Raw genomic sequence first — 22,832 nt, forward strand, 5'->3', positions numbered from 1 at the left:
CCGGGCTAATAACTTAATGGACCTGTGGGTCTGCTGGAGAAGCGTTGCTGCGGATCTCAGCAATATCCATGGCGTTAAACAGATAGTGGCTACCGCAGTAATCGCAGTGCATATCGATCTCGCCTTCTTCCGCCAGAATGCTGTCCACTTCTTCGTCCGGCAGCGTTTTCAGTGCGCCTGCGCAGCGTTCGCGTGAACAGGTGCATTTGAACTCAACGTCCTGCGGATCGTAGAGGGTAACTTCTTCTTCGTGGTACAAACGCCACAGTACTTCGTTAGCTGGCAGCGTCAACAGCTCTTCGGTTTTGATGGTTTCGGTCAGGGCGGTGAGGTGATCGAAATCATCTGCCTGCGCGTTTTGCGCCGGCATCACCTGCAGCAGCATCCCACCAGCGGCGGGTTTGCCATCGACGTCGCCAGTTCGGATAAACAGCCGTGTCGGCAATTGTTCAGAACGCATGAAGTAATCTTCCAGACAGGCGGCCAGCGTGTCGCCTTCCAGACCGACCACACCCTGATAACGCTCGCCTTCTTCCGGCGTAATGGTAATCACCAGGTAGCCGTTGCCTACCAGCGTTTTCAGATCCGCGCCTTCAGGAATATCACCCTGCATGCGGGCCACGCCGCGCATCTGCTGATTGTTGTTGCCGTTGATGACGGCCAGGCTCAGCGGACCATCGCCCTGCAACTGTACGGTGATATCACCAGCAAACTTCAGCGTAGCGGTAAGCAGGCTGGTGGCGACCAGCAGTTCAGCCAGCACGTTTTTAACCGGCTGCGGGTAAGTATGGTTTTCGAGGATCTGTTGCAGGGTTTCCGAAACGGTCACCAGCTCGCCGCGCACGGCAAAGTTTTCAAACAGATAACGATGTAATTGGTCATGTTGCGGCATAATCATCTCTCTTGCAGGTGACAGTCACTCGCTGTCGCCGTGTTTAAATCGTAACAGGTCGCGGCGTTCTTTCTTGTCCGGTCGTCTGTCCGGGTGCGGCATGGTTAACGCGTTAAGTTTACGCGCCAGCGCCATTTTTTCGCGTTTTTCTACGCTTTCCGCGGTTTCTTCATACAGCGTAACGGCTTCCGTGGCCGGGCGACGCTGCTCGGTAATGGCCTTGATAATGACCGTCCGCTCGTCATTTCCCTGGCGCAGGGTGAGGGTGGCGTTCAGCTCGACAATCTTGCTCGGCTTACTACGTTGGCCGTTGTAATGCACCTTACCGCCTTCAACCATTTCACGGGCCAGCGCACGCGTTTTATAAAAGCGCGCAGCCCATAGCCATTTATCCAGCCTGACTTCAGCAGAGGGCTTTTCTTTCATGGCGTCTCCTTCACATCAGTGAGGGGATCAGTCGGCGGTAGTCATTCAATGACGGATGGCGTGCGTACTGTTTTTCCGCAATACCTGAGTCGGGATTGGTTACGCCGAGGCAGTAACGAATGCCGAACAGAGCAGCGGCGTCGAGAATGGGTTCGCTATCGTCAATAAACAGCGTCTTCTCTGCACTCATTCCCGTTTCTTCAGCCACAGCGTGCCATAACCGCTGATCCTCTTTGGGATAACCAAATGTGTGGGTGGAAAGTAATAAATCAAGGTGCGAGGCCAGACCGGTATGCTCTAGTTTTACCGCGAGATTATGCGGATGTGCGTTGGTAAGCAAAATACGGCGTTTGCCGCTGGCTTTCAAAGCATCAAGAAACGGTACGGTATCTTCACGCAAAACGGCGCGTGGTCCTTGTTCCGTTGTCATGGCGCAAATATCCAGATCCAGGCGCTCGCTCCAGTAATCCAGGCAGTACCAGTTTAGCGTATGCTGCACGGCATGATACTGCTGGCGAATATAGTCCTGGGCTTCCTGGGGAGAGATACCCTGCTTTGCGCCATAGGTTTCCGGCACCAGTTTTTGCCAGAAATAGTTATCGAATGCCAGATCGAGCAGCGTGCCGTCCATATCTAACAATACGGTGTCGACATCCTGCCAGGCAATATTGATATGCATGAACCCCCCAGAAGAAAACATGATGCGCGACAGGGTAGCATATCCTGGCGCGCGAGCGTGTTATCGAATCAGGCTTTCCGGGTCGTCAATCAGCGTTGGGTTGAGGCAACTTTCGTAATAGCTTTGAATTTCTGCGATGCGCGAGCGATGGCGCTGGTAGCGTCTGAATGCCTGAACGCTGTTATAGATAGCGCATCCGAGCATGGAGAGCATCAGCAGCGTCGTGCCAAGGTAGCGCCATAATCCTGAACGATCCGGGATTCGGTGCAGGCCAATGTGCTGGGTACCGTTGGCGTCGGTAGAGATATTGGTGACGATCCCCTCCGCGCGAAATGGTGTTTGCATTAGCATCTGGGCCAGACGCTGGAAGGCGTTCCACTGTTCTTGCGGCGGGTAGTCATACAGAGAGGTCGACGGCCAGGGCTGATCGACCAGATCGCTGCCCTCGTCGCTGATAATCAGAAAACCGCCGGGGGCAGGGCTATTTAGCGCCTGGGCCGCTCGCGCCGTCTCGCGTGAAATAAACGGCGCCGTAGAGGTATTGACCAGATTATCCAGCGACTCGGCGCTTACCGGACGCAGCAGCACATTTACGCCATCCAGTTTTCCGGCGTTAGCGCGTTTCACCAGGGCGGCCCAGTCTTTACTGTTACCGAGGTTAACCAGCGCATTTTTTAAGCGCACGCATTCATCTTTGGCTGCGCACAGATCGGCTGTTTTCAGGACAATTTCACCAAAATCATCCAGTAACACCATGCCGGACTTTTGGATTGCCGAACGTAATGACGCGCTGACGCGGGAATCATCATCTGGTTTGGGGTGCAACTGGCGGCTTACGGCCTGCGTGAGCGCGGTGGCTTTGTTCACCAGATCGGATTCAGGAAGCGGTAGCGCGCGCGCGTCATTCCAGATAATTTGCGTGCAATCAAAAGGCATGAACGGCGTGGCGGGCTGTGTATTCCAGCTCCCCTGGGTATGAATGTTACACATACCTGTGCCGCTCAGGTGTAGTGTGTCCCCCACGCGGACGCCCGCGTTCTCAAGCTGTTTCACGCTGGTGGCTTCGATAGTCTGCGCGCCTTTCATCCAGGAAAGGGTGAATTTTATCGGCATATCCAACGGGATCCAGAACAGCAGCATCAGCAGCACTAACAGCGAACCGCCTGCGATAACGGCATTGCGTAGCCAGTGTTGCAACGGGAAATTTTTAACCTCGTCGTGCAGGGATAAAAAACGTCCCTGGCGTACAACGTGGCGATCGAGATAAATATCGATATCCGTTTGCTGACCAAGATCCTGCGCAATGTAAGGCTGCCAGTGAGGGGGATAGATCAGATCAATAATACCCAGAGAAATATTGTTAATTTGCTCCTGGTCGTTCTCGCCAAACAAACCCCAGCGACGCGGCGTCCCGCGCAGACAATGAATTTCTCGCAGGGCGGTTTTAGATGGCGGAGCGAACAGCCCCCACAGACCTGCACCGAGCAACAGCACCGCGCCACCGACTGCCCACGGAACAAACGTATCCGGGATGATTAAACATAAAAAGAACAGCAGGAATGATGCGGCGATCAGTAACGCTTCGCGTAATCCAGAAGGGCGGCTGAGCGCATATTCTTCATGGGTTTCCTGACGAATATTCAGTAGTTCGATTTGTTCACTTTCTTCACCGCGAATGGACGCCTGGGTAGAGGCGGTATGCTGCAACGCATAGCCACGCGCTTCCTGCATATATTCCTGCAGCGTGTGGCCGTTTAGCGAAATAACCAGCGGCAACGTATTGGTGTGGATCAGCTCAACGCTGTTTTCGTCATTGATGTATTGTTCCCAAAAAGGCGGCAAATGCACCTCAACGGAATCAAGATAATAGCGCCATTTGTTAGGATCGTCGGTGGTAATGCCGTAACGTGTAATCGCGTGCGTAAGCACAATGACGCTGTTACTTTGGGCATTCAGCGTTAACGATACCGGCGCAGAGCTGGCGCCCGTTGGACCTGGTACTTGCTGAATTTGACTCAGGTTTTCGAGATAGTTTTCGACAGCGCTGTGTTCTTCAGGCGTAAGTTTACGCTTCGCGGCGTCTGAAAAGACGTTGCTCAAGGGTAAATTTTTCCGTCTGGATTTCGTTCTGAGTCGCCACCCTGCAAGCAATGAGCAGGCCAGCAAAGCAGCTAAAAAAATCAGAATGGTGCTCATGCTTTCCCCATCTTACTTAGTCTGTCAGGCGTGGTCAGTCGCACCCTGTTCAATATTCGTGATTCTTTAGTTGGCTATCGGCAAGTGTGGAGTTGAACTTGAGCATCTTAAAGCGCAGCCCAGTAAATGCGAATCATAGCAAAATCACTAAAAATGGAATATCAGCAAATTCCTGGAGTTATTTCAACCTATTGACTTTTAATTTGAAATAGGGATTAACTTTTAGTACGTTACATAAATGTAAATAAACGGCAATTCACGTTGCCGAAACCGTGCGGTATATCGCACAATGACCCCAGATTTCACAGCAAAGATCCTCACAATGAGCAAATCATTACAAAAACCCACGATTTTGAAAGTGGAAACCGTCGCCCAATCCCGGCTGTTTAAGGTCGAAAGCGTGGACCTTGAGTTCAGCAATGGCGTACGCCGCGTTTATGAACGTATGCGGCCCTCCACGCGTGAAGCGGTAATGATTGTGCCGATTGTGGATGACCACCTGATCCTTATCCGCGAATACGCGGTCGGGACCGAGTCCTACGAACTGGGTTTTTCCAAAGGATTAATTGATCCCGGTGAAAGCGTATTTGAGGCGGCGAATCGGGAACTGAAAGAAGAGGTGGGATTTGGCGCGAAAGATCTGACTTTTTTGAAGAAACTCAGCATGGCGCCATCTTATTTCTCCAGCAAGATGAACATTGTGGTGGCAGAGGATCTTTATCCTGAATCGCTGGAAGGGGATGAACCTGAGCCATTACCGCAGGTACGCTGGCCACTCGCGCATATGATGGATTTGCTGGAGGATCCTGATTTCCACGAAGCTCGCAATGTGAGCGCGTTGTTCCTCGTACGCGAATGGCTGAAAGGGCAGGGACGATTGTAGTTTATGTTGCCGGATGGCGGCTGACGCCTTATCCGGCCTACAACATCCAGCAATATCAAATGATTACGCCGAAAATGTAGGCCGGATAAGCGAAGCGCCATCCGGCAATCGATCAGAACAGTTCGTGTGTCTCACCATTATCGATAATGGTTGTCCCTACCTCGTGTACCGCCTGCTGCGTTGGCTGAGTACCTTCAATGAAATACTCTGCACGGCTGTTACCGCCGCTCGCCAGTTGACCGGTACTGCGATCGATATTGACTGTCACAATACCCGGCGGCGGCGTCAACGGCTGCTCAGGCACGCCTTCCAGCACGGATTTCATGTAAGCATCCCACGCCGGCTGTGCGCTCTTCGCGCCGCCTTCATAGCCGGAGATTTGATCTTTGATCGCCCCGGAAGCTGTCGTGTGACCCAGATTGCGGCGATGATCATCAAAGCCGATCCATACTGACGTCACCACGCCTGGCCCGTAACCGGAGAACCACGCATCTTTAGAACTGTTGGTGGTCCCGGTTTTCCCGCCGATATCATGACGCTGTAAATCGCGACCGGCACGCCAACCAGTTCCCATCCAGCCTGGTTCACCAAAGATATTGGTGTTCAGCGCGCTTTTAATCAGGAAGGCCAGCGGCGTGTTGATCACGTGCGGAGCGTACTCCTGCGTTCCACTTTGCGCGACCAACGCCTGATTCGCCTGCTCAAGCTGCGGCATAGGCACGGCAGCATTCTGCTGTTCCTGCGAGACAGCGACATCTTCTACATTGCTGTTTTCCAGCACGTTAGATTTCTGGGTATCGCCATAAATCACCGGGATATCACAATCCGGGCAGGCAATTTTTGGCTTCGCTTCGAAGATAACGCCGCCCATATCGCTTTCGATCTTACTGATGAAATACGGATCGACCAGGAAACCTCCGTTCGCCATCACCGCGTAACCGCGCGCCACCTGCATTGGCGTGAACGAGGCGGAACCCAGCGCCAGCGACTCGGTGTGCACAATGTTCTGTGCCGGGAAGCCGAAACGTTGCAGATACTCTGCCGCGTAATCCACGCCCATGGCGCGCATGGCGCGGACCATCACCACGTTTTTCGACTGGCCCAGACCCTGACGTAAACGGATAGGACCAGCATACTGCGGCGGTGAGTTCTTCGGCTGCCAGTCGGAACCGGCACCAGCATCCCAGCGGGAGATCGGCACGTCGTTGAGCATGCTCGCCAGCGTCAGACCTTTATCCATCGCGGCGGTATAGAGGAATGGTTTGATGTTGGAACCCACCTGGCGTAGCGCCTGGGTTGCACGGTTAAACTTGCTCTGGTTGAAGTCAAAACCACCCACCAACGCCAGCACCGCGCCGTTTTGCGGATTAATAGAAACCAGGGCGGAGTTAACGTCCGGCACTTGCGCCAGCCACCAGGCATCGCCAACCTGGCGTACCCAGATTTGCTGACCGGCCTGTACCACATCTGTCACTTTACGCGGTGTCGGACCTTGCTGGGTATCCGAGCGGTAAGGACGCGCCCAGCGCATGCCATCCATCCGTAATGACACTGACGTACCATCCGCCAGCGCGGCAATGGCTTCCTGCGGATTGGCGCTGGTGACAACCGCCGGCAACAGTGGCCCATATGTTGGCAGCGCTTTCAGCGTATCGGTAATTTTTTTGCTGTCCCAACTGCCTTCGCCCACTTTCCACAGCACGTTTGACGGGCCGCGGTAGCCGTGGCGCATGTCGTAATCCATCACGTTGTTACGTACTGCCTGCTGAGCCGCCTGCTGCACTTTGCGCGTAATGGTGGTGGTGATGCGATATCCGTCTTCATAGGCTTTCTCGCCATAGCGGTTATACATCTCCTGGCGCACCATCTCAGACAGATACGGCGCAGAGAAGGCGATTTCCGGCGCGTGGTAGTTGGCGTCAATGGCTTCATTACGCGCCTGATCGTACTGGGCCTGCGTAATGTAGTTTTCACTCAGCATACGCGACAGCACGACGTTACGTCGCGCGGTGGCACGGTCCATCGAATAGAGAGGGTTGAAGGTTGACGGCGCTTTTGGCAGACCGGCAATCACTGCAATCTCACTTAAGCTGAGCTGATCGACCGTCTTACCGAAATAGACCTGTGCGGCAGCACCCACGCCATAGGCGCGATACCCCAGGTAGATCTTGTTCAGATACAGCTCGAGGATCTCATCTTTACTCAACAATTGTTCAATGCGGATCGCCAGAAACACTTCTTTGATCTTACGCATCAGCGTACGTTCCGGGCTCAGGAAGAAGTTTCTCGCCAACTGCTGGGTAATAGTACTCGCCCCTTGTGAAGCGTGACCGGAGAACAATGCGACGCTGGCAGCACGGAAGATCCCCACCGGGTCTACCCCGTGGTGCTCATAAAAGCGGCTGTCTTCTGTGGCGATAAAAGCTTTGACCATCACTGGCGGCATCTGATCCAGCGTGACCGGGATTCGACGTTTCTCGCCATATTGCGCGATCAGCTCGCCGTCAGCGCTGTAAACCTGCATCGGGATCTGTAAACGCACATCTTTGAGCGTCGCGACGTCAGGTAATTGCGGCTCAATATAGCGATAGAGGCCATAAATCGAGCCTGCTCCCAGCAGGATGCAACATACTGCAAGGATTAATAAATACTTTACGAACTTCACTGGAGATTTCCCATTTAGTGGCATTTGGGCAGTTTATAAACAAACGCGCGGTAGTATAAAGGCAAGCCAGACGCATTGATATACCCGTTAAAGCAACGGGTGATAAGGAGATCATCAGCAATGGCTTTCAATATCTGGAAAATTGGTCTGCATATTCAGCAACATGAAGCGCTGGCTGCCGCTGTCGTTCGCGACGCGACCGGTTGGTTTCTACAGCGCTGGTGGCGTATGCCGCTGGCACCTCAGGTTATCGTTGATGGCCACATTCGCGAGCCTGAACAGCTTGTCGCAACGCTACTGCCGTGGAGCCGTGAGCTTCCTCGCCGACATCATATTCACCTCTCCTTTCCCGCCAACAGGACGTTACAAAAAAAGTTCCCTCTCCCGGCAATGGCCTTGCGAGAGCCAGCGCAAACCGCATGGTTGTCCGGTTCGATGGCGCGTGAACTGGATATGTCGCCGGATGCGCTGCATTTTGATTATAGCGAAGACACGTTGAGCCCGGCGTTTAACGTCACCGCCGCGCAAAGCAAAGAGATTTCAACGCTGCTGACGTTAATACAAACGCTGAAAGTACAGGTTAAAGCGATTACGCCGGACGCCAGCGCCTTACAACGATTTATTCCTTATTTACCCGAAGATCAACAGTGTCTGGTATGGCGTGATGATACCCAGTGGCTATGGGCGACCCGCTCGTCATGGGGGCGAAAATTGACGAGCGATATTAGCCGTCTCGACGAACTCGCCGCGACGTTATCTCTTTCCCCGGCAGCCATTGCGCTATGCGACCCCAGCGGATTCGATCCTTTAAATGTCGTGTCCGTTCGCCAGCCGCCAATTCCACCGCAAAGTCACCGCTTTGCCATTGCATTGGGACTGGCTATGGGAGGAACGTATTGATGATAGCGACCATCAATCTTCTGCCCTGGCGTCAGACACGGCGGTATGCCTGTTTGCGCTTCTGGGGTGTCTTCTTTAGCGCTTCGCTACTATTGAGCATTGGCGTGACGTTAATCTATTACAGTGTTTTTAGCATGGAAAACCGGGTCGAACTCCTGCTGGTAGAGGCTGAAAATAAGCGGATAGCGGCGCTGACGGCGCTAAAGCCTCGTTTGCAGCAGCGTCTGCAACAATGGCAACAGGTACAAGCGCGAAACAAACAGCGTGACCAGACCCAAAGCTGGCAACAGATTCTGCAACAACTGGCGGAATTACTCCCGGAACAGGCGTGGTTAACCAAAATGACTTGGCAGCAAGGGACGCTGGAGCTGACCGGAAATACGTTGAACTTTGCCGCCCTTAAGTCACTGGAAACGCAATTACGCCAACAGCCGTGGTTTACGTTAAATCGCCCCGGCGAAACGCAGCAGGATGCCCAAGGGCGCTGGCAATTCCACTATCGTCTGACGCGGAGTGACACGCATGATAACGCTCTGTGATGCCTGGCTGGCGCAGTCGCCGCGCTTTCGATTTATGTGCGCATGCGGCTGGATTTTAGGGCTGCTTATGATGGTAGCGCTATGTCTTCACCCCGCCACCAGGCAGCGGGGTATGCGACAACAGGCGCTAAACCAGCAACGTGCCGCCATTCAGACGCAATGGCGAAACGTGTATCTGCTGGCGTCATCGATTGAAGAGTCTGAAGAGACGTTTATTCCTTTCTCTCCGTTGCTGTTTCAGACACCCCTTGCACGTCTTGTTCACTGGCAACCCACCATTAAGGGCGGGGAGATGACGCTGAGGCCAGCGTGGGATGCTATCCCGCCGATGTTTGCCCAACTGGCGGAACAAGGGATGAACGTCAGCCGGTTTTCTCTCAGTGTAGAAGGCGCTGAACTGCTGTTAACGCTACAGCTGGAACATCTGAATGACGGTTGAACGCTGGCTGTTGGCGTGCATTAGCGTGCTGATCCTGACCGGTATGCGCAATCCCTTCTTACCGCCGGAAGACCCTTGCCAGATAGCCGAGCTGTCGACGTGGCGCTATCAGGGCATGGTGAGCGTGGGTGAGCGACCGATCGGCATCGTGCAGGATGGGCAGCACAAATGGCGGCGAGTTGAGCGAAACGACGTCCTGAAAAACGGTTGGACGATTTCGCAGATAACGGCTGAAAGCTTAACTCTCAACACAGAGAAAAGCTGCGAGCCTGCTCAATGGCAGTGGCAACGACAGGGAGCGATAAATGAATCGATGGATGAGATGGATAGCCATGATGCTGCTGGTCGTGGTGCCCGGCGAGCTGGCGGGAAAACCGCAAAACGTAACGCTGGTGGTGGATGATGTGCCTGTTGTGCAGGTTTTGCAGGCCCTGGCGGAACAAGAAAAGAAAAACCTGGTGGTTTCACCGGATGTTGGCGGGGTGCTGTCACTTCATCTGACCGATGTGCCCTGGAAGCAGGCGTTGCAAACGGTCGTGAAAAGCGCCGGATTGGTGCTACGTCAGGAGGGCAACATTCTGCATGTGCATTCTGTGCAATGGCAGAGTGAAAATGCGGCCCGCCAGGAAAATGAACAGGCGCGGATTCAGGCCAGCCTGCCTTTGGAACAACGCAACATCATTTTGCAATACGCTGACGCCGCCGAGTTGGCAAAAGCTGGAGAGAAGCTGCTGAGCGGCAAAGGCAGCATGACGGTTGACAAACGAACCAACCGCTTACTGCTGCGTGATAATAGCGTGGTGCTTAACGCGCTGGAAAAATGGGTGGCGCAAATGGATCTACCCGTTGAACAGGTCGAACTGGCAGCGCATATCGTCACGATTAATGAAAACAGTTTGCGCGAGCTGGGGGTTAAATGGTCGCTGGCTGACGCGCAACAACCGGGGGCGGTGGGGAATGTCACCACGCTTGCCAGCGATCTTTCGGTGCCCGCGGCGACATCCCGTGTGGGATTTAATATTGGTCGTATTAACGGTCGGTTACTGGAACTGGAGTTGTCGGCACTGGAGCAAAAACAGCAGCTTGATATCATCGCCAGCCCGCGATTACTGGCTTCTCATCTGCAACCTGCCAGTATTAAGCAGGGCAGCGAGATCCCGTATCAGGTCTCCAGCGGAGAAAGCGGGGCGACATCCGTCGAGTTTAAAGAAGCAGTCCTGGGGATGGAGGTTACGCCCACTGTTTTGCAGAAAGGTCGAATCAGGTTGAAACTGCATATTAGCCAGAATGTTCCCGGGCAGGTGCTACAACAAGCTGATGGTGAAGTTCTGGCTATCGATAAGCAGGAAATTGAAACACAGGTTGAGGTAAAAAGTGGAGAGACGATCGCGCTGGGCGGCATTTTTTCACATAAAAATAAATCTGCGGCTGACAGCGTGCCGTTGTTAGGCGACATCCCCTGGCTTGGCTCTCTTTTTCGTCACGATGGAAAAGAAGATGAACGTCGGGAGTTAGTGGTCTTTATTACGCCCAGACTGGTGTCAACGGAATAACTTATGCATGAAAAACCGTTGTTTTTGCACTGAACACGTTTCAGGGATTTGACGTGGGGGTGTATTTAGCATACAAGGAGTACCGATTTGAGCGTCGGTACTTTTCTTTACTTGTGCGGCAATGAATACGCTTTGCCTTTCTGGTGGTGTGTCATAGGCTTATTTAGCCGTCATTTGACTGCGCGATATGTCGCCAGGTCTGATGTTTGCAGGGCTGCATGCCTGTCACGACCAGAAATGCGTAGGGTTTGGTGATTTATTCAGTTGCCAAACCCGCTTGAGTATTGAGATAATTTTCAGTCTGACTCTCGCAATATCTTATGAGGTTTCAGTTCATGTCCTGCTGCGCTGGGTGTCTGCGAAGCGGGTTTACCATTAACGAATAGTCTTAGTAGTACCGAAAAAATGGCAGAGAAACGCAATATCTTTCTGGTTGGGCCTATGGGTGCCGGAAAAAGCACTATTGGGCGGCAGTTAGCTCAACAACTCAATATGGAATTTTACGATTCTGATCAAGAGATTGAGAAACGAACCGGAGCTGATGTGGGCTGGGTCTTCGATGTAGAAGGTGAAGACGGCTTCCGTGATCGCGAAGAAAAAGTCATCAACGAGTTGACGGAAAAACAGGGTATTGTGCTGGCAACTGGCGGTGGCTCTGTAAAATCACGTGAAACACGTAACCGTCTCTCCGCGCGTGGCGTCGTGGTCTATCTTGAAACGACAATTGAAAAACAACTTGCGCGTACTCAACGTGACAAGAAACGCCCGCTGCTGCAGGTAGAATCACCGCCTCGTGAAGTTCTGGAAGCGTTGGCTGACGAACGCAATCCTCTGTACGAAGAGATTGCAGACGTGACCATTCGCACTGACGATCAGAGCGCAAAAGTCGTAGCAAACCAGATTATTCATATGTTGGAAAGCAACTAATTCTGGCCGAATACACACTCGTCTGCGGGTACAAGTAACTAAGGTGGATGTCGCGTAATGGAGAGGATCACAGTCACTCTCGGGGAACGTAGTTACCCTATCACCATCGCGGCTGGTTTGTTCAATGAGCCAGCTTCATTCTTACCGCTGAAATCGGGCGATCAGGTTATGTTGGTGACCAACGAAACCCTGGCTCCCCTGTATCTCGATAAGGTTCGCGGCGTACTTGAACAGGCGGGTGTTAACGTTGATAGCGTTATCCTTCCCGATGGCGAACAGTATAAAAGCCTGACGGTTCTGGACACGGTCTTCACCGCGTTACTGCAAAAACCGCACGGTCGTGATACCACGTTAGTCGCACTTGGCGGCGGCGTGATTGGCGATCTGACCGGTTTTGCGGCAGCAAGCTATCAGCGCGGTGTTCGTTTCATTCAAGTCCCGACAACCCTCTTGTCGCAGGTCGACTCCTCCGTTGGCGGCAAAACTGCCGTAAACCATCCCCTCGGTAAAAACATGATTGGCGCGTTTTACCAACCAGCCTCCGTGGTGGTGGATCTCGATTGCCTGAAAACGCTTCCTGCGCGTGAGCTGGCATCGGGGCTGGCGGAAGTCATCAAATACGGCATCATTCTTGACGGTGAGTTTTTCAACTGGCTGGAAGACAATCTGGACGCGTTATTGCGTCTGGACGGTCCGGCAATGGCGTGCTGTATTCGCCGTTGTTGTGAGCTGAAAGCAGAAGTTGTCGCAGCAGACGAGCGCGAAATGGGCTTACGTGCTTTACTGAATCTGGGACACACGTTCGGCCATGCGATCGAAGCTGAAATGGGTTATGGCAATTGGTTACATGGTGAAGCCGTCGCAGCAGGTATGGTAATGGCTGCTCGTACGTCAGAACGTTTGGGTCAGTTTACCTCCGCGGATACGCAGCGCATTATTACGCTGCTACAGCGAGCAGGCTTACCGGTTAATGGGCCGCGTGAAATGTCTACCGAGGCTTATTTGCCGCACATGCTGCGAGATAAAAAAGTGTTAGCGGGAGAGATTCGTTTAGTGCTTCCGCGGGCAATAGGGAAGAGTGAAGTGCGCGGCGGAGTGTCGCACGAGGTGGTTCTTAACGCTATTGCTGATTGCCAGCAGGCGTAACAACAAGAAAGGTCCGACGTACGTTGCAAAACGTAGGTCTTTTAGCTTCAGGTTACGTGCAAAGTTGTAAGCATTAACCTTTGAGTGGGGTGTTAAATGGATGAATTCAAACCAGAAGACGAGCTGAAACCCGATCCCAGCGATCGTCGTACTGGTCGTTCTCGTCAATCGTCTGAACGCGATAATGAGCCGCAAATCAATTTTGATGATGTTGATCTGGATGCTGACGATCGCCGTCCTGCGCGCGCACGTAAAGAGCGTGAAGAAGAGCGGGACATCGAGGAAGACTATGAATCTGATGACGATGCGGTGGATGAAGAGCGTGTAGAACGTCGTCCGCGCAAGCGTAAGAAAGCGGTCAGTAAACCTGCCTCTCGTCAGTATATGATGATGGGTGTCGGTGTTCTGGTGCTGCTGCTTCTGATCATCGGTATTGGTTCTGCGCTGAAAGCCCCCTCATCTTCTTCCAGTGAACAGGCTGCGTCTGGCGAGAAGAGCATCGATCTTTCTGGCAGCAATGCGACGGATCAGGCGAACACGAATACGCCTGCAACGGGCGCAGAGCAGACTGCGGGCAATACCCAGCAGGATGTTTCCTTGCCGCCGATTTCCTCTACCCCAACTCAAGGGCAGACGCCTGCGGCAACTGAAGGCCAGCAGCGTGTTGAAGTGCAGGGCGATCTGAACAATGCGCTGACGCAACCGCAAGGTCAGGAGCAGGTTAACAACGTTGTGGTGAACTCTACGCTGCCGACCGAACCTGCGACCGTCGCACCAGTTCGTAATGGTACTGCTGCGCGCCAGACTGCGAAAACGGAAACGGTTGAACGTCCTGCTGCTACGCACCAGGAACGTAAACAGGCCGTCATTGAGCCGAAGAGCAAACCGCAGACCACGGTGAAAGCGACGACGACAGAGCCAAAACCTGTTGCTCAGGCAAAACCAACCGCGACTGCGCCGACGACCACAACCAAAGCGCCTGTGGTAACCGCTGCGCCAAAAGCGACAGCAGAACCGAAAGCAACCGCGACGACGACACCTGCACAGACCGCAACTCCTGCGCCAACCGCGACGGCAACGCCTGTTGCTGGCGGAGCGAAAAGCACAGGGAATGTTGGCGCGTTAAAATCTGCGCCGTCCAGTCATTACACGTTGCAGCTCAGCAGTTCTTCTAACTACGACAACCTGAACGGTTGGGCGAAGAAAGAAAACCTGAAGAACTACGTGGTGTATCAGACGACGCGCAACGGTCAACCGTGGTATGTTCTGGTGACGGGCGTGTATGCGTCTAAAGAAGATGCGAAACGTGCAGTGTCTACGTTACCCGCCGATATTCAGGCGAAAAACCCGTGGGCAAAACCGCTGCACCAGGTTCAGGCCGATTTGAAGTAAGATAGGATATGTTCTGCAATGGTTTGCTGTTTCGCCCAATTGCGGGACAAAGACTAAAGCGCAGGATGCTGTCGGAGCTTTCTCCACAGCCGGAGAAGGTGTAATTAGTTAGTCAGCATGAAAAAAAATCGCGCTTTTTTGAAATGGGCAGGGGGAAAATACCCCCTGCTTGATGATATCAAACGGCATTTACCTCAGGGTGAGTGTCTGATTGAACCCTTCGTAGGGGCCGGGTCGGTGTTTCTCAACACCGACTTTTCTCGTTATATTCTTGCCGATATCAACAGCGACCTCATCAGTCTCTATAACATCGTGAAGACGCGTACCGATGAGTACGTGCAGGCTTCGCGCGAGCTGTTTATGCCTGAAACTAATCAGGCTGAGGTGTACTACCAGTTTCGGGAAGAATTTAATGCCTGCCAGGATCCGTTCCGCCGCGCAGTGCTGTTCCTGTATCTGAACCGCTTTGGTTACAACGGGTTGTGCCGTTATAACCTGCGCGGTGAGTTTAACGTACCGTTTGGTCGTTATAAAAAACCTTACTTCCCGGAAGCCGAGTTGTACCATTTTGCTGAAAAAGCGCAGAATGCGGAGTTCCATTGCCTCTCCTATGAAGAGTGCATGGACCGTGCGGATACCAACTCCGTAGTCTATTGTGACCCGCCTTATGCACCGCTTTCGGCGACGGCAAATTTCACCGCGTATCATACCAACAGCTTTAGTCCGAAAGAGCAGGCGCATCTGGCCGAGATGGCAGAAAAGCTGGTCAGTAAGCAGATCCCGGTGTTAATTTCGAACCATGACACGCCCGATACCCGTGAGTGGTACCGGGCAGCGAAACATTTTCAGGTCAAAGTGCGGCGCAGCATCAGCAGCAATGGCGGCACGCGTAAAAAGGTGAACGAACTGCTGGCGCTGTATAAACCAGGAGTCGCAACGCCTGCGAAAAAATAATTCTCAAGGAGAAGCGGATGAAACAGTATTTGATCGCCCCCTCAATTCTGTCGGCTGATTTTGCCCGCCTGGGTGAAGACACCGCGAGAGCGCTGACTGCCGGTGCCGATGTAGTACACTTCGACGTTATGGACAATCACTACGTACCGAACCTGACCATCGGCCCGATGGTGCTGAAATCGCTGCGTAAATATGGCATCACCGCCCCGATTGATGTTCACCTGATGGTGAAACCGGTCGATCGTATTGTCCCGGACTTCGCCGCCGCTGGCGCCAGCATCATTACTTTTCATCCGGAAGCCTCCGAGCACGTTGATCGTACCTTGCAACTGATCAAAGAGCATGGCTGTAAAGCGGGCCTGGTGTTTAACCCGGCAACACCTTTGAGCTACCTGGACTACGTCATGGATAAGCTGGATGTGATCCTGCTGATGTCCGTTAACCCAGGCTTTGGTGGACAGTCTTTCATCCCGCAAACGCTGGATAAGCTGCGTGAAGTGCGTCGTCGTATTGATGAATCTGGCTATGACATCCGCCTGGAAGTTGATGGTGGCGTCAAGGTGAACAATATTGGTGAAATCGCAGCGGCGGGTGCAGATATGTTTGTTGCAGGTTCCGCTATTTTCGACCAACCAGACTACAAAAAAGTCATTGATGAAATGCGCAATGAACTGGCGAAGGTAAGCCATGGATAAGTTTCAGGATATTCGGGGCGTAGCCTTTGACCTCGACGGTACGCTGGTCGACAGCGCGCCGGGATTAGCCGCAGCGGTGGATATGGCGCTGTATGCGCTGGAATTGCCGGTTGCTGGTGAAGAACGTGTTATCACCTGGATTGGTAATGGTGCAGATGTACTGATGGAGCGCGCGCTGGCGTGGTCTCGTCAGGAGCGCGCGACATTACGTAAAACGATGGGTAAGCCCCCCGTTGATGATGATATTCCCGCCGAGGAACAGGTACGTATTTTGCGTAAGCTGTTCGACAGGTACTACGGCGATGTCGCAGAAGAGGGGACATTCCTGTTCCCTGATGTTGCCGACACGCTGGGCGCGTTGCATGCTAAAGGTTTGCCGCTGGGTCTGGTGACCAACAAACCAACCCCGTTTGTCGCGCCATTGCTCGAGGCGTTAGATATCGCCAAATACTTCAGCGTGGTCATCGGTGGTGACGACGTGCAGAATAAAAAACCACACCCGGATCCACTACTGCTGGTGGCAAGCAAGCTTGGCATTAAGCCCGAGCAAATGCTCTTCGTTGGGGATTCTCGTAATGATATTCAGGCGGCTAAGGCTGCTGGTTGTCCGTCCGTTGGTCTGACGTATGGTTACAACTATGGTGAGTCTATCGCCTTGAGCGAGCCCGATGTCATGTCCGACCGCATTAATGAACTACTGCCCGCTCTCGGGCTTCCGCATAGCGAAAATCAGGAATCGAAAAATGACTAAGCCCATCGTTTTTAGTGGCGCACAGCCCTCAGGTGAATTGACCATTGGCAACTATATGGGTGCGCTGCGTCAGTGGGTGAACATGCAGGATGACTACCATTGCATCTACTGCATCGTTGACCAACATGCCATTACCGTTCGTCAGGATGCTCAGCAACTGCGTAAAGCAACGCTGGATACGCTGGCGCTGTACCTGGCATGCGGGATCGATCCTGAAAAAAGCACCATTTTTGTTCAGTCTCACGTACCGGAACACGCACAGTTAGGCTGGGCGCTGAACTGCTACACCTATTTCGGCGAGCTGAGCCGTATGACTCAGTTCAAAGATAAATCCGCGCGTTATGCAGAGAACATCAACGCCGGTCTGTTTGATTATCCGGTACTGATGGCGGCGGACATTCTGCTGTATCAGACCAACCAGGTACCGGTTGGCGAAGATCAGAAACAGCATCTGGAACTGAGCCGCGATATCGCCCAGCGCTTCAACGCGCTGTATGGCGACATCTTCAAAGTACCGGAACCGTTCATTCCTAAATCCGGCGCACGCGTGATGTCGCTGCTGGAGCCGACGAAGAAAATGTCCAAGTCGGATGACAACCGCAACAACGTGATCGGCCTGCTGGAAGATCCGAAATCTGTGGTTAAGAAAATCAAACGCGCGATGACCGACTCGGAAGAGCCGCCTGTTGTGCGTTACGACGTGAAAGAAAAAGCGGGCGTTTCTAACCTGCTGGATATCCTCTCTGCCGTCACTGGCCAGAGTATTCCGGAGCTGGAACAGCACTTCGAAGGCAAAATGTATGGTCATCTGAAAGGCGAAGTCGCAGAGGCCGTTTCCGGTATGCTGACCGAGCTTCAGGAACGTTATCACCGTTTCCGTAACGATGAAGCATTCCTGCAGAAAGTGATGAAAGAAGGTGCGGAAAAAGCCAGCGCACGCGCGTCTGTTACGCTGAAAGCCGTTTACGAAGCGATTGGTTTTGTCGCCAGGCCGTAATGTTCTCTGCGTTGTTGAAGAAACCGGGTTTCGCCCGGTTTTTTTTCGCCTGCTCGTTGGTAAATCTCAAAAAATGTGAACCGTCTCGCCGTTTGCATATTTCCCCATTGCGCTATATCTTCATTTTAATGAAGATATAAATATTCAATTTACTGAAAATATAAAATGCGTCGGACATTTATTAAGAAAGAGGGGGTTGTGCTGACAACCCTGGCCCGTTACCTGCTTGGTGAGAAGTGTGGTAACCGACTGAAAACGATAGATGAACTGGCCGCTGAGTGTCACTCATCGGTAGGGTTAACCCAGGCTGCGTTGAAAACGTTGGAATCCTCGGGGGCGATCCGTATCGAGCGTCGTGGGCGAAACGGTAGCTATCTGGTGGAGATGGATAATCGTGCGCTGCTCAAGCATGTGGATATTAATAACGTCGTCTGCGCAATGCCGCTGCCCTATACCCGTTTATATGAAGGGCTGGCGAGTGGGCTAAAGGCGCAGTTCGAGGGGATCCCGTTTTATTACGCGCATATGCGCGGGGCTGATATTCGTGTGGAATGCCTGTTGAACGGCGTCTACGACATGGCGGTGGTTTCCCGGCTGGCTGCGGAAAGTTATCTCGCTCAGGATGGATTGCGCATCACGTTGGCGCTGGGACCGCATACCTACGTTGGCGAGCACCAACTGATTTGCCGCAAGGGTGAATCCGCAGCGGTAAAACGAGTCGGACTCGATAACCGCTCGGCGGATCAGAAAATCATGACCGAGGCCTGTTTTGGCGACCGTAACGTTGAATTGATCGATATGCCCTATCACGAGAGTTTGCAGCGCATTGCGAAAGGCGATGTCGATGCGGTTATCTGGAACGTGGTTGCGGAGGCTGAGCTGGCGGTTTTGGGATTAGAAGCCACACCGCTCACTAACGATCCACGATTTCTGCAGGCCACGGAGGCCGTGGTACTGACCCGGGCAGAGGATTATCCGATGCAGCAGCTTCTGCGAGCCGTTGTGAATAAAGAGGCACTGCTTGCTCACCAACAACGTGTGGCGAACGGTGAACAGGAACCCAGCTATTAAGTAAAGGCGAACGATATGGAAAACAGGCTTAACCTGCTGTGTGAAGCGGGCGTTATCGACAAGGATATTTGTAGCGGCATGCTGCAGGTGGTCAGACGGCTGGATGAAGAGTGGCGTTTGCCGGTTCATAGCGAGCAAGGGATTATGGCGATGACCCATATGGCGAGCGCGTTGATGCGCAGCCGCCAGGGCGAAGTGGTTGAAGCGCTGGACGGTGAGATTTTGGCGGAGATGGCGCAATCGCCTCTCTGGCCAACTATTTTGCTGGTTCATCAGGCGCTGCTGAAAGAGTTTACGGTGACGCCGCACGTTAATGAGGAAGGTTACATGCTGGCGAACCTGTATGGATTGTGGATGGCGGCGAACGAAGGCGTCTGAAATCAATGAAGAATTAGCTTAGCGCATCCTAAATATTCAAAAAAATGAATATTTAACTGAAGGATTAGAAACGAGGCAGAGAAATGTTTATAGAGGCATTGAAACGCCAGAACCCCGCGCTGATCTCGGCCGCTATCGCGTTATGGCAGCAGGGAAAAATCGCACCTGACAGTTGGGTCATTGATGTTGACCAGGTTATTGAGAATGGCAAACGCCTGCTGGATGTCGCCAGGCAACATGGCATTTCGCTGTATCTGATGACCAAACAGGTTGGACGCAACCCCTGGCTGGCGGACAAGCTGTTGCAGCTTGGCTATGAAGGCATTGTGGTTGTGGATTACAAAGAGAGTCGCGTCATGCGCCGTGCCGGGTTACCGGTTGCGCATCAGGGACATCTGGTGCAGATCCCGTCGCGACTGGTCAATGAGGCTGTGGCGCAGGGGACCGAGGTTATCACGCTGTTCTCGTTAGAAAAAGCGCGCGAAGTCTCGGCTGCCGCGGTGAAAGCCGGCTGTGAACAGAACGTAATGTTAAAGGTGTATGACAAGGATGATTTTCTCTATCCGGGGCAGGAAAGCGGCTTTCCACTGATGTATCTGACGGATGTGGTCAATGAAATTCGCAGGCTGCCGGGCTTACGCCTGAGCGGGTTGACCCATTTTCCCTGCCTGTTATGGGATGAAAACTCAGCGCAGACGATGCCGACACCTAATCTGCACACGCTGGTGAGTGCCCGACGTCAGTTGGCGGAAGCCGGGATTGCCATTGAGCAGTTGAATGCGCCGTCAGCCAGTAGCTGTTCGTCACTCCCCCTGCTGGCGGAATTTGGTGTCACCCATGCGGAGCCGGGTCATGCGCTGACAGGCACTATTCCTTCCAATCAAAAAGGCGACCAGCCGGAACGCATTGCGATGCTGTGGCTGAGCGAGGTATCGCACACGTTTCGTGGAGACAGTTATTGCTACGGCGGGGGTTATTACCGTCGCGGTCATGCGCAAAATGCGCTGGTCTTTACACCGGAAAATGACGACCCAATAGCCGCGAAGCTCAAACCCGTGGACGACAGCAGCATTGACTACTACCTGCCTGTTGCCGGGGAATTTCCGGTGAGCAGCGCGGTGATCTTCTGTTTTCGCACTCAGATCTTTGTGACGCGTAGCGACGTGGTGCTGGTATCGGGTATTCAGCGCGGTGCGGCTGAAATCGTCGCGCGTTACGACAGTCTCGGCAACATTCTGGAGGACTAATGGCCCGATTCGTGGTGTTAGTAATCGACAGTTTTGGCGTTGGCGCAATGAAAGACGTCACGCTGGTCAGGCCGCAGGATGCAGGAGCGAATACCTGCGGCCATATCCTGGGCAAACTCCCGCAGTTACGCCTGCCGACGCTTGAGAAGTTGGGGCTGATTAACGCTCTGGGCTTTGCGCCGGGCGTGATGAAACCTTCAGCATCGGCAGTCTGGGGCGTTGCAGAGCTACAGCATGAAGGGGGAGATACCTTTATGGGCCATCAGGAGATTTTAGGCACGCAACCTCAAGCTCCGCTGCGGATGCCATTTAACGAGGTTATTAATAGCGTTGAGAAGGCGCTGAAAGCCGCAAGCTGGCAGGTGGAACGCCGCGGCGGCGACCTGGCGTTTCTTTGGGTCAACGATGCGGTTGCGGTGGGCGATAACCTCGAAGCGGATTTAGGTCAGGTCTACAACATTACCGCCAATCTTGCCGTTATGCCGTTTGATGAGGTGTTGAAAATTGGCCGCGTGGTGCGTGAGCAGGTTCAGGTTGGGCGCGTGATCGCGTTTGGCGGTCAGCTTGCAGACAGCCAGCGCATTCTGGATGCCGTCGAAACCAAAGAAGGACGCTTTATCGGCATTAACGCCCCACGCTCTGGTGCCTATGAAAACGGTTTTCAGGTCAGACATATGGGCTTTGGCGTCGATGAGCAGGTGCAGGTTCCGCAAAAACTTCATGAAGCCGGAATCCCTACCGTGCTGGTCGGTAAGGTGGCGGATATCGTTGGCAATCCGCACGGGCGCAGCTGGCAAAACCTGGTGGATAGTCAGCAGATCATGGATATCACCCTTAACGAATTTAACGCGGAGCCGACGGTATTTATCTGTACCAACATTCAGGAAACCGATCTTGCTGGACACGCTGAAGACACGGCGCGTTATGCCGAACGGTTGCAGGTTGTTGACCTTAATCTTTCGCGCCTTCTGGCCGCTATGGATCCAAATGATTGTCTGGTGGTCATGGCCGATCATGGCAACGATCCGACCATTGGGCACAGTCATCATACCCGGGAGGTTGTACCGGTTCTGGTGTATCGGCAGGGGCTGGAGCCAGCACAATTAGGTATTAGGGCGACGTTATCCGATGTTGGCGCTACGGTGTGCGAATTTTTCGGCGCGTCGTTACCACAAAACGGCAGCTCTTTTCTTTCGGCATTACGGCTTAAAGAGGACATCTTATGAGTTTTGATCCGACGGGTTACACCTGGGTTCACGAACATCTGCATATCGATCTCTCCGGGTTCAAGAATAACCTTGATTGCCGGTTAGATCAGTACGACCTCATTTGCCAGGAGATGAAGGATCTCCGGGCGTTAGGTGTCAGCAACATTATTGAGATGACCAACCGCTATATGGGGCGTAATCCGCAATTCATGCTCGACCTGATGCGCGATACCGGCATCAACGTGATGGCCTGCACAGGCTATTATCAGGATGCTTTTTTCCCCGAGCATGTTGCGACCCGTAGCGTGGAACAGCTCGCGCAAGAGATGATCGATGAGATTATCATCGGTATCGATGGCACCGAGTTGCAGGCTGGAATTATCGCGGAAATCGGCTCCAGTGAAGGAGTGATTACGCCGCTTGAAGAGAAGGTGTTTATCGCCGCAGCGCGCGCGCATAACGAAACCGGACGCCCCATTTCGACCCATACCTCTTTTAGCACCATGGGACTGGAACAACTGACCCTGCTGAGGACGTACGGCGTTGACCTTTCTCGCGTAACCGTTGGTCACTGCGATTTGAAAGATAACCTCGACAATATTTTACGCATGATCGATCTCGGCGCGTATGTGCAGTTCGATACCATCGGTAAAAACAACTATTACCCGGACGAGAAACGCATTGGCATGCTGCACGCGCTACGCAATCGTGGGCTGCTAAATCGCGTGATGCTCTCTATGGACATTACTCGCCGCTCGCATTTAAAAGCCAATGGCGGCAATGGCTATGACTATCTGTTAACCACTTTTATCCCACAGTTGCGCCAGTCAGGATTCAGCCAGGCCGATGTGGACACGATGTTACGTGATAACCCCTCACAATTTTTCCAATAAG

23 protein-coding genes are annotated in these 22,832 nt (G+C 53.1%); 18 read left to right on the forward strand and 5 right to left on the reverse strand.

Translation table 11 applies throughout. The annotated features are described in order from the left end of the window. Positions 1-13: 13 nt before the first annotated feature. Genes hslO through igaA form a run of 4 tightly spaced genes read right to left on the reverse strand, consistent with a single transcriptional unit; the run spans position 14 to position 4,193 of the window. On the reverse strand, positions 14-892 hold the full coding sequence (gene hslO, locus FDX04_RS02030) for an Hsp33 family molecular chaperone HslO (protein ID WP_016157640.1): 879 nt from the start codon (positions 890-892) through the stop codon (positions 14-16). 24 nt (positions 893-916) lie between these two features. Further along, the gene (gene hslR / locus FDX04_RS02035; protein ID WP_003837900.1) at positions 917-1,318 is read right to left on the reverse strand and encodes a ribosome-associated heat shock protein Hsp15; all 402 of its coding nucleotides are present in this window, start codon (positions 1,316-1,318) and stop codon (positions 917-919) included. 10 nt (positions 1,319-1,328) lie between these two features. Further along, complete coding sequence (yrfG, locus tag FDX04_RS02040) at positions 1,329-1,997, reverse strand: GMP/IMP nucleotidase (protein WP_110496639.1); 669 nt, start codon at positions 1,995-1,997, stop codon at positions 1,329-1,331. Between the two features lie 60 nt (positions 1,998-2,057). Further along, positions 2,058-4,193 carry an intracellular growth attenuator protein IgaA gene (igaA, locus tag FDX04_RS02045; protein ID WP_137370384.1) on the reverse strand — a complete coding sequence of 712 codons (2,136 nt, stop codon included), beginning with the start codon at positions 4,191-4,193 and terminating at the stop codon, positions 2,058-2,060. 322 nt (positions 4,194-4,515) lie between these two features. Here igaA and nudE point away from each other — a divergent pair, with 322 nt between their 5' ends. Next, positions 4,516-5,076 (forward strand): ADP compounds hydrolase NudE, encoded by a 561-nt coding sequence (gene nudE, locus FDX04_RS02050; protein WP_038634868.1) that lies wholly within the window; start codon positions 4,516-4,518, stop codon positions 5,074-5,076. 112 nt (positions 5,077-5,188) lie between these two features. Here nudE and mrcA read toward each other — a convergent pair whose 3' ends face one another. Continuing rightward, positions 5,189-7,741, reverse strand: coding sequence for a peptidoglycan glycosyltransferase/peptidoglycan DD-transpeptidase MrcA (gene mrcA / locus FDX04_RS02055; protein ID WP_042311928.1), 2,553 nt, complete (start codon positions 7,739-7,741; stop codon positions 5,189-5,191). Positions 7,742-7,861: 120 nt separating this feature from the next. Between mrcA and FDX04_RS02060 the strand changes: the two genes are divergently transcribed. The 17 genes from FDX04_RS02060 to FDX04_RS02140 all read left to right on the forward strand — a co-directional run bounded on the left by FDX04_RS02060 (position 7,862) and on the right by FDX04_RS02140 (position 22,831). Continuing rightward, a complete protein-coding gene (locus FDX04_RS02060; RefSeq protein WP_137361513.1) occupies positions 7,862-8,641 on the forward strand; it encodes a type II secretion system protein GspL in 780 nt (259 codons plus the stop codon). Then, complete coding sequence (locus FDX04_RS02065; protein ID WP_137361512.1) at positions 8,641-9,180, forward strand: PilN domain-containing protein; 540 nt, start codon at positions 8,641-8,643, stop codon at positions 9,178-9,180. The genes FDX04_RS02060 and FDX04_RS02065 overlap by 1 nt, the downstream gene beginning before the upstream one ends. After that, on the forward strand, positions 9,164-9,619 hold the full coding sequence (locus FDX04_RS02070) for a hypothetical protein (RefSeq protein ID WP_137361511.1): 456 nt from the start codon (positions 9,164-9,166) through the stop codon (positions 9,617-9,619). The genes FDX04_RS02065 and FDX04_RS02070 overlap by 17 nt, the downstream gene beginning before the upstream one ends. Continuing rightward, on the forward strand, positions 9,609-10,022 hold the full coding sequence (locus tag FDX04_RS02075; protein ID WP_061381002.1) for a HofP DNA utilization family protein: 414 nt from the start codon (positions 9,609-9,611) through the stop codon (positions 10,020-10,022). The genes FDX04_RS02070 and FDX04_RS02075 overlap by 11 nt, the downstream gene beginning before the upstream one ends. Beyond that, positions 9,937-11,172, forward strand: a complete 1,236-nt coding sequence (gene hofQ, locus FDX04_RS02080) for a DNA uptake porin HofQ (protein WP_170975138.1) — start codon at positions 9,937-9,939, stop codon at positions 11,170-11,172. Before FDX04_RS02075 ends, hofQ begins: the two co-directional genes overlap by 86 nt. A 405-nt stretch (positions 11,173-11,577) precedes the next feature. Further along, positions 11,578-12,099 carry a shikimate kinase AroK gene (aroK, locus tag FDX04_RS02085; protein ID WP_003023552.1) on the forward strand — a complete coding sequence of 174 codons (522 nt, stop codon included), beginning with the start codon at positions 11,578-11,580 and terminating at the stop codon, positions 12,097-12,099. Positions 12,100-12,156: 57 nt separating this feature from the next. Continuing rightward, positions 12,157-13,245: a 3-dehydroquinate synthase gene (gene aroB / locus FDX04_RS02090; RefSeq protein ID WP_137370386.1), complete on the forward strand. Its 1,089-nt coding sequence runs from the start codon at positions 12,157-12,159 to the stop codon at positions 13,243-13,245. 96 nt (positions 13,246-13,341) lie between these two features. Next, complete coding sequence (gene damX / locus FDX04_RS02095) at positions 13,342-14,637, forward strand: cell division protein DamX (RefSeq protein WP_137361509.1); 1,296 nt, start codon at positions 13,342-13,344, stop codon at positions 14,635-14,637. A gap of 117 nt (positions 14,638-14,754) precedes the next feature. Next, complete coding sequence (gene dam / locus FDX04_RS02100) at positions 14,755-15,591, forward strand: adenine-specific DNA-methyltransferase (protein ID WP_137361508.1); 837 nt, start codon at positions 14,755-14,757, stop codon at positions 15,589-15,591. Between the two features lie 17 nt (positions 15,592-15,608). Beyond that, the gene (gene rpe / locus FDX04_RS02105) at positions 15,609-16,286 is read left to right on the forward strand and encodes a ribulose-phosphate 3-epimerase (RefSeq protein ID WP_003023561.1); all 678 of its coding nucleotides are present in this window, start codon (positions 15,609-15,611) and stop codon (positions 16,284-16,286) included. Next, positions 16,279-17,037, forward strand: a complete 759-nt coding sequence (gene gph, locus FDX04_RS02110) for a phosphoglycolate phosphatase (RefSeq protein WP_079225883.1) — start codon at positions 16,279-16,281, stop codon at positions 17,035-17,037. The genes rpe and gph overlap by 8 nt, the downstream gene beginning before the upstream one ends. After that, positions 17,030-18,034: a tryptophan--tRNA ligase gene (gene trpS, locus FDX04_RS02115; RefSeq protein WP_042311949.1), complete on the forward strand. Its 1,005-nt coding sequence runs from the start codon at positions 17,030-17,032 to the stop codon at positions 18,032-18,034. The genes gph and trpS overlap by 8 nt, the downstream gene beginning before the upstream one ends. 165 nt (positions 18,035-18,199) lie before the next feature. Continuing rightward, positions 18,200-19,105 (forward strand): GntR family transcriptional regulator YhfZ, encoded by a 906-nt coding sequence (gene yhfZ / locus FDX04_RS02120; protein WP_137370387.1) that lies wholly within the window; start codon positions 18,200-18,202, stop codon positions 19,103-19,105. 15 nt (positions 19,106-19,120) lie between these two features. After that, on the forward strand, positions 19,121-19,483 hold the full coding sequence (locus tag FDX04_RS02125; protein ID WP_137370388.1) for a PRD domain-containing protein: 363 nt from the start codon (positions 19,121-19,123) through the stop codon (positions 19,481-19,483). 83 nt (positions 19,484-19,566) lie between these two features. Then, a complete protein-coding gene (locus FDX04_RS02130) occupies positions 19,567-20,730 on the forward strand; it encodes a YhfX family PLP-dependent enzyme (protein ID WP_137370389.1) in 1,164 nt (387 codons plus the stop codon). Further along, positions 20,730-21,956 carry a phosphopentomutase gene (locus tag FDX04_RS02135; RefSeq protein ID WP_137370390.1) on the forward strand — a complete coding sequence of 409 codons (1,227 nt, stop codon included), beginning with the start codon at positions 20,730-20,732 and terminating at the stop codon, positions 21,954-21,956. Before FDX04_RS02130 ends, FDX04_RS02135 begins: the two co-directional genes overlap by 1 nt. Then, entirely contained in the window at positions 21,953-22,831 is an 879-nt protein-coding gene (locus FDX04_RS02140; RefSeq protein ID WP_042311962.1) for a phosphotriesterase-related protein, read from the forward strand. The genes FDX04_RS02135 and FDX04_RS02140 overlap by 4 nt, the downstream gene beginning before the upstream one ends. The last annotated feature ends 1 nt before the right edge of the window (position 22,832 follow it).

The organism is Citrobacter sp. wls615 (assembly GCF_005281355.1).
GTDB classification, from domain to species: domain Bacteria; phylum Pseudomonadota; class Gammaproteobacteria; order Enterobacterales; family Enterobacteriaceae; genus Citrobacter; species Citrobacter werkmanii.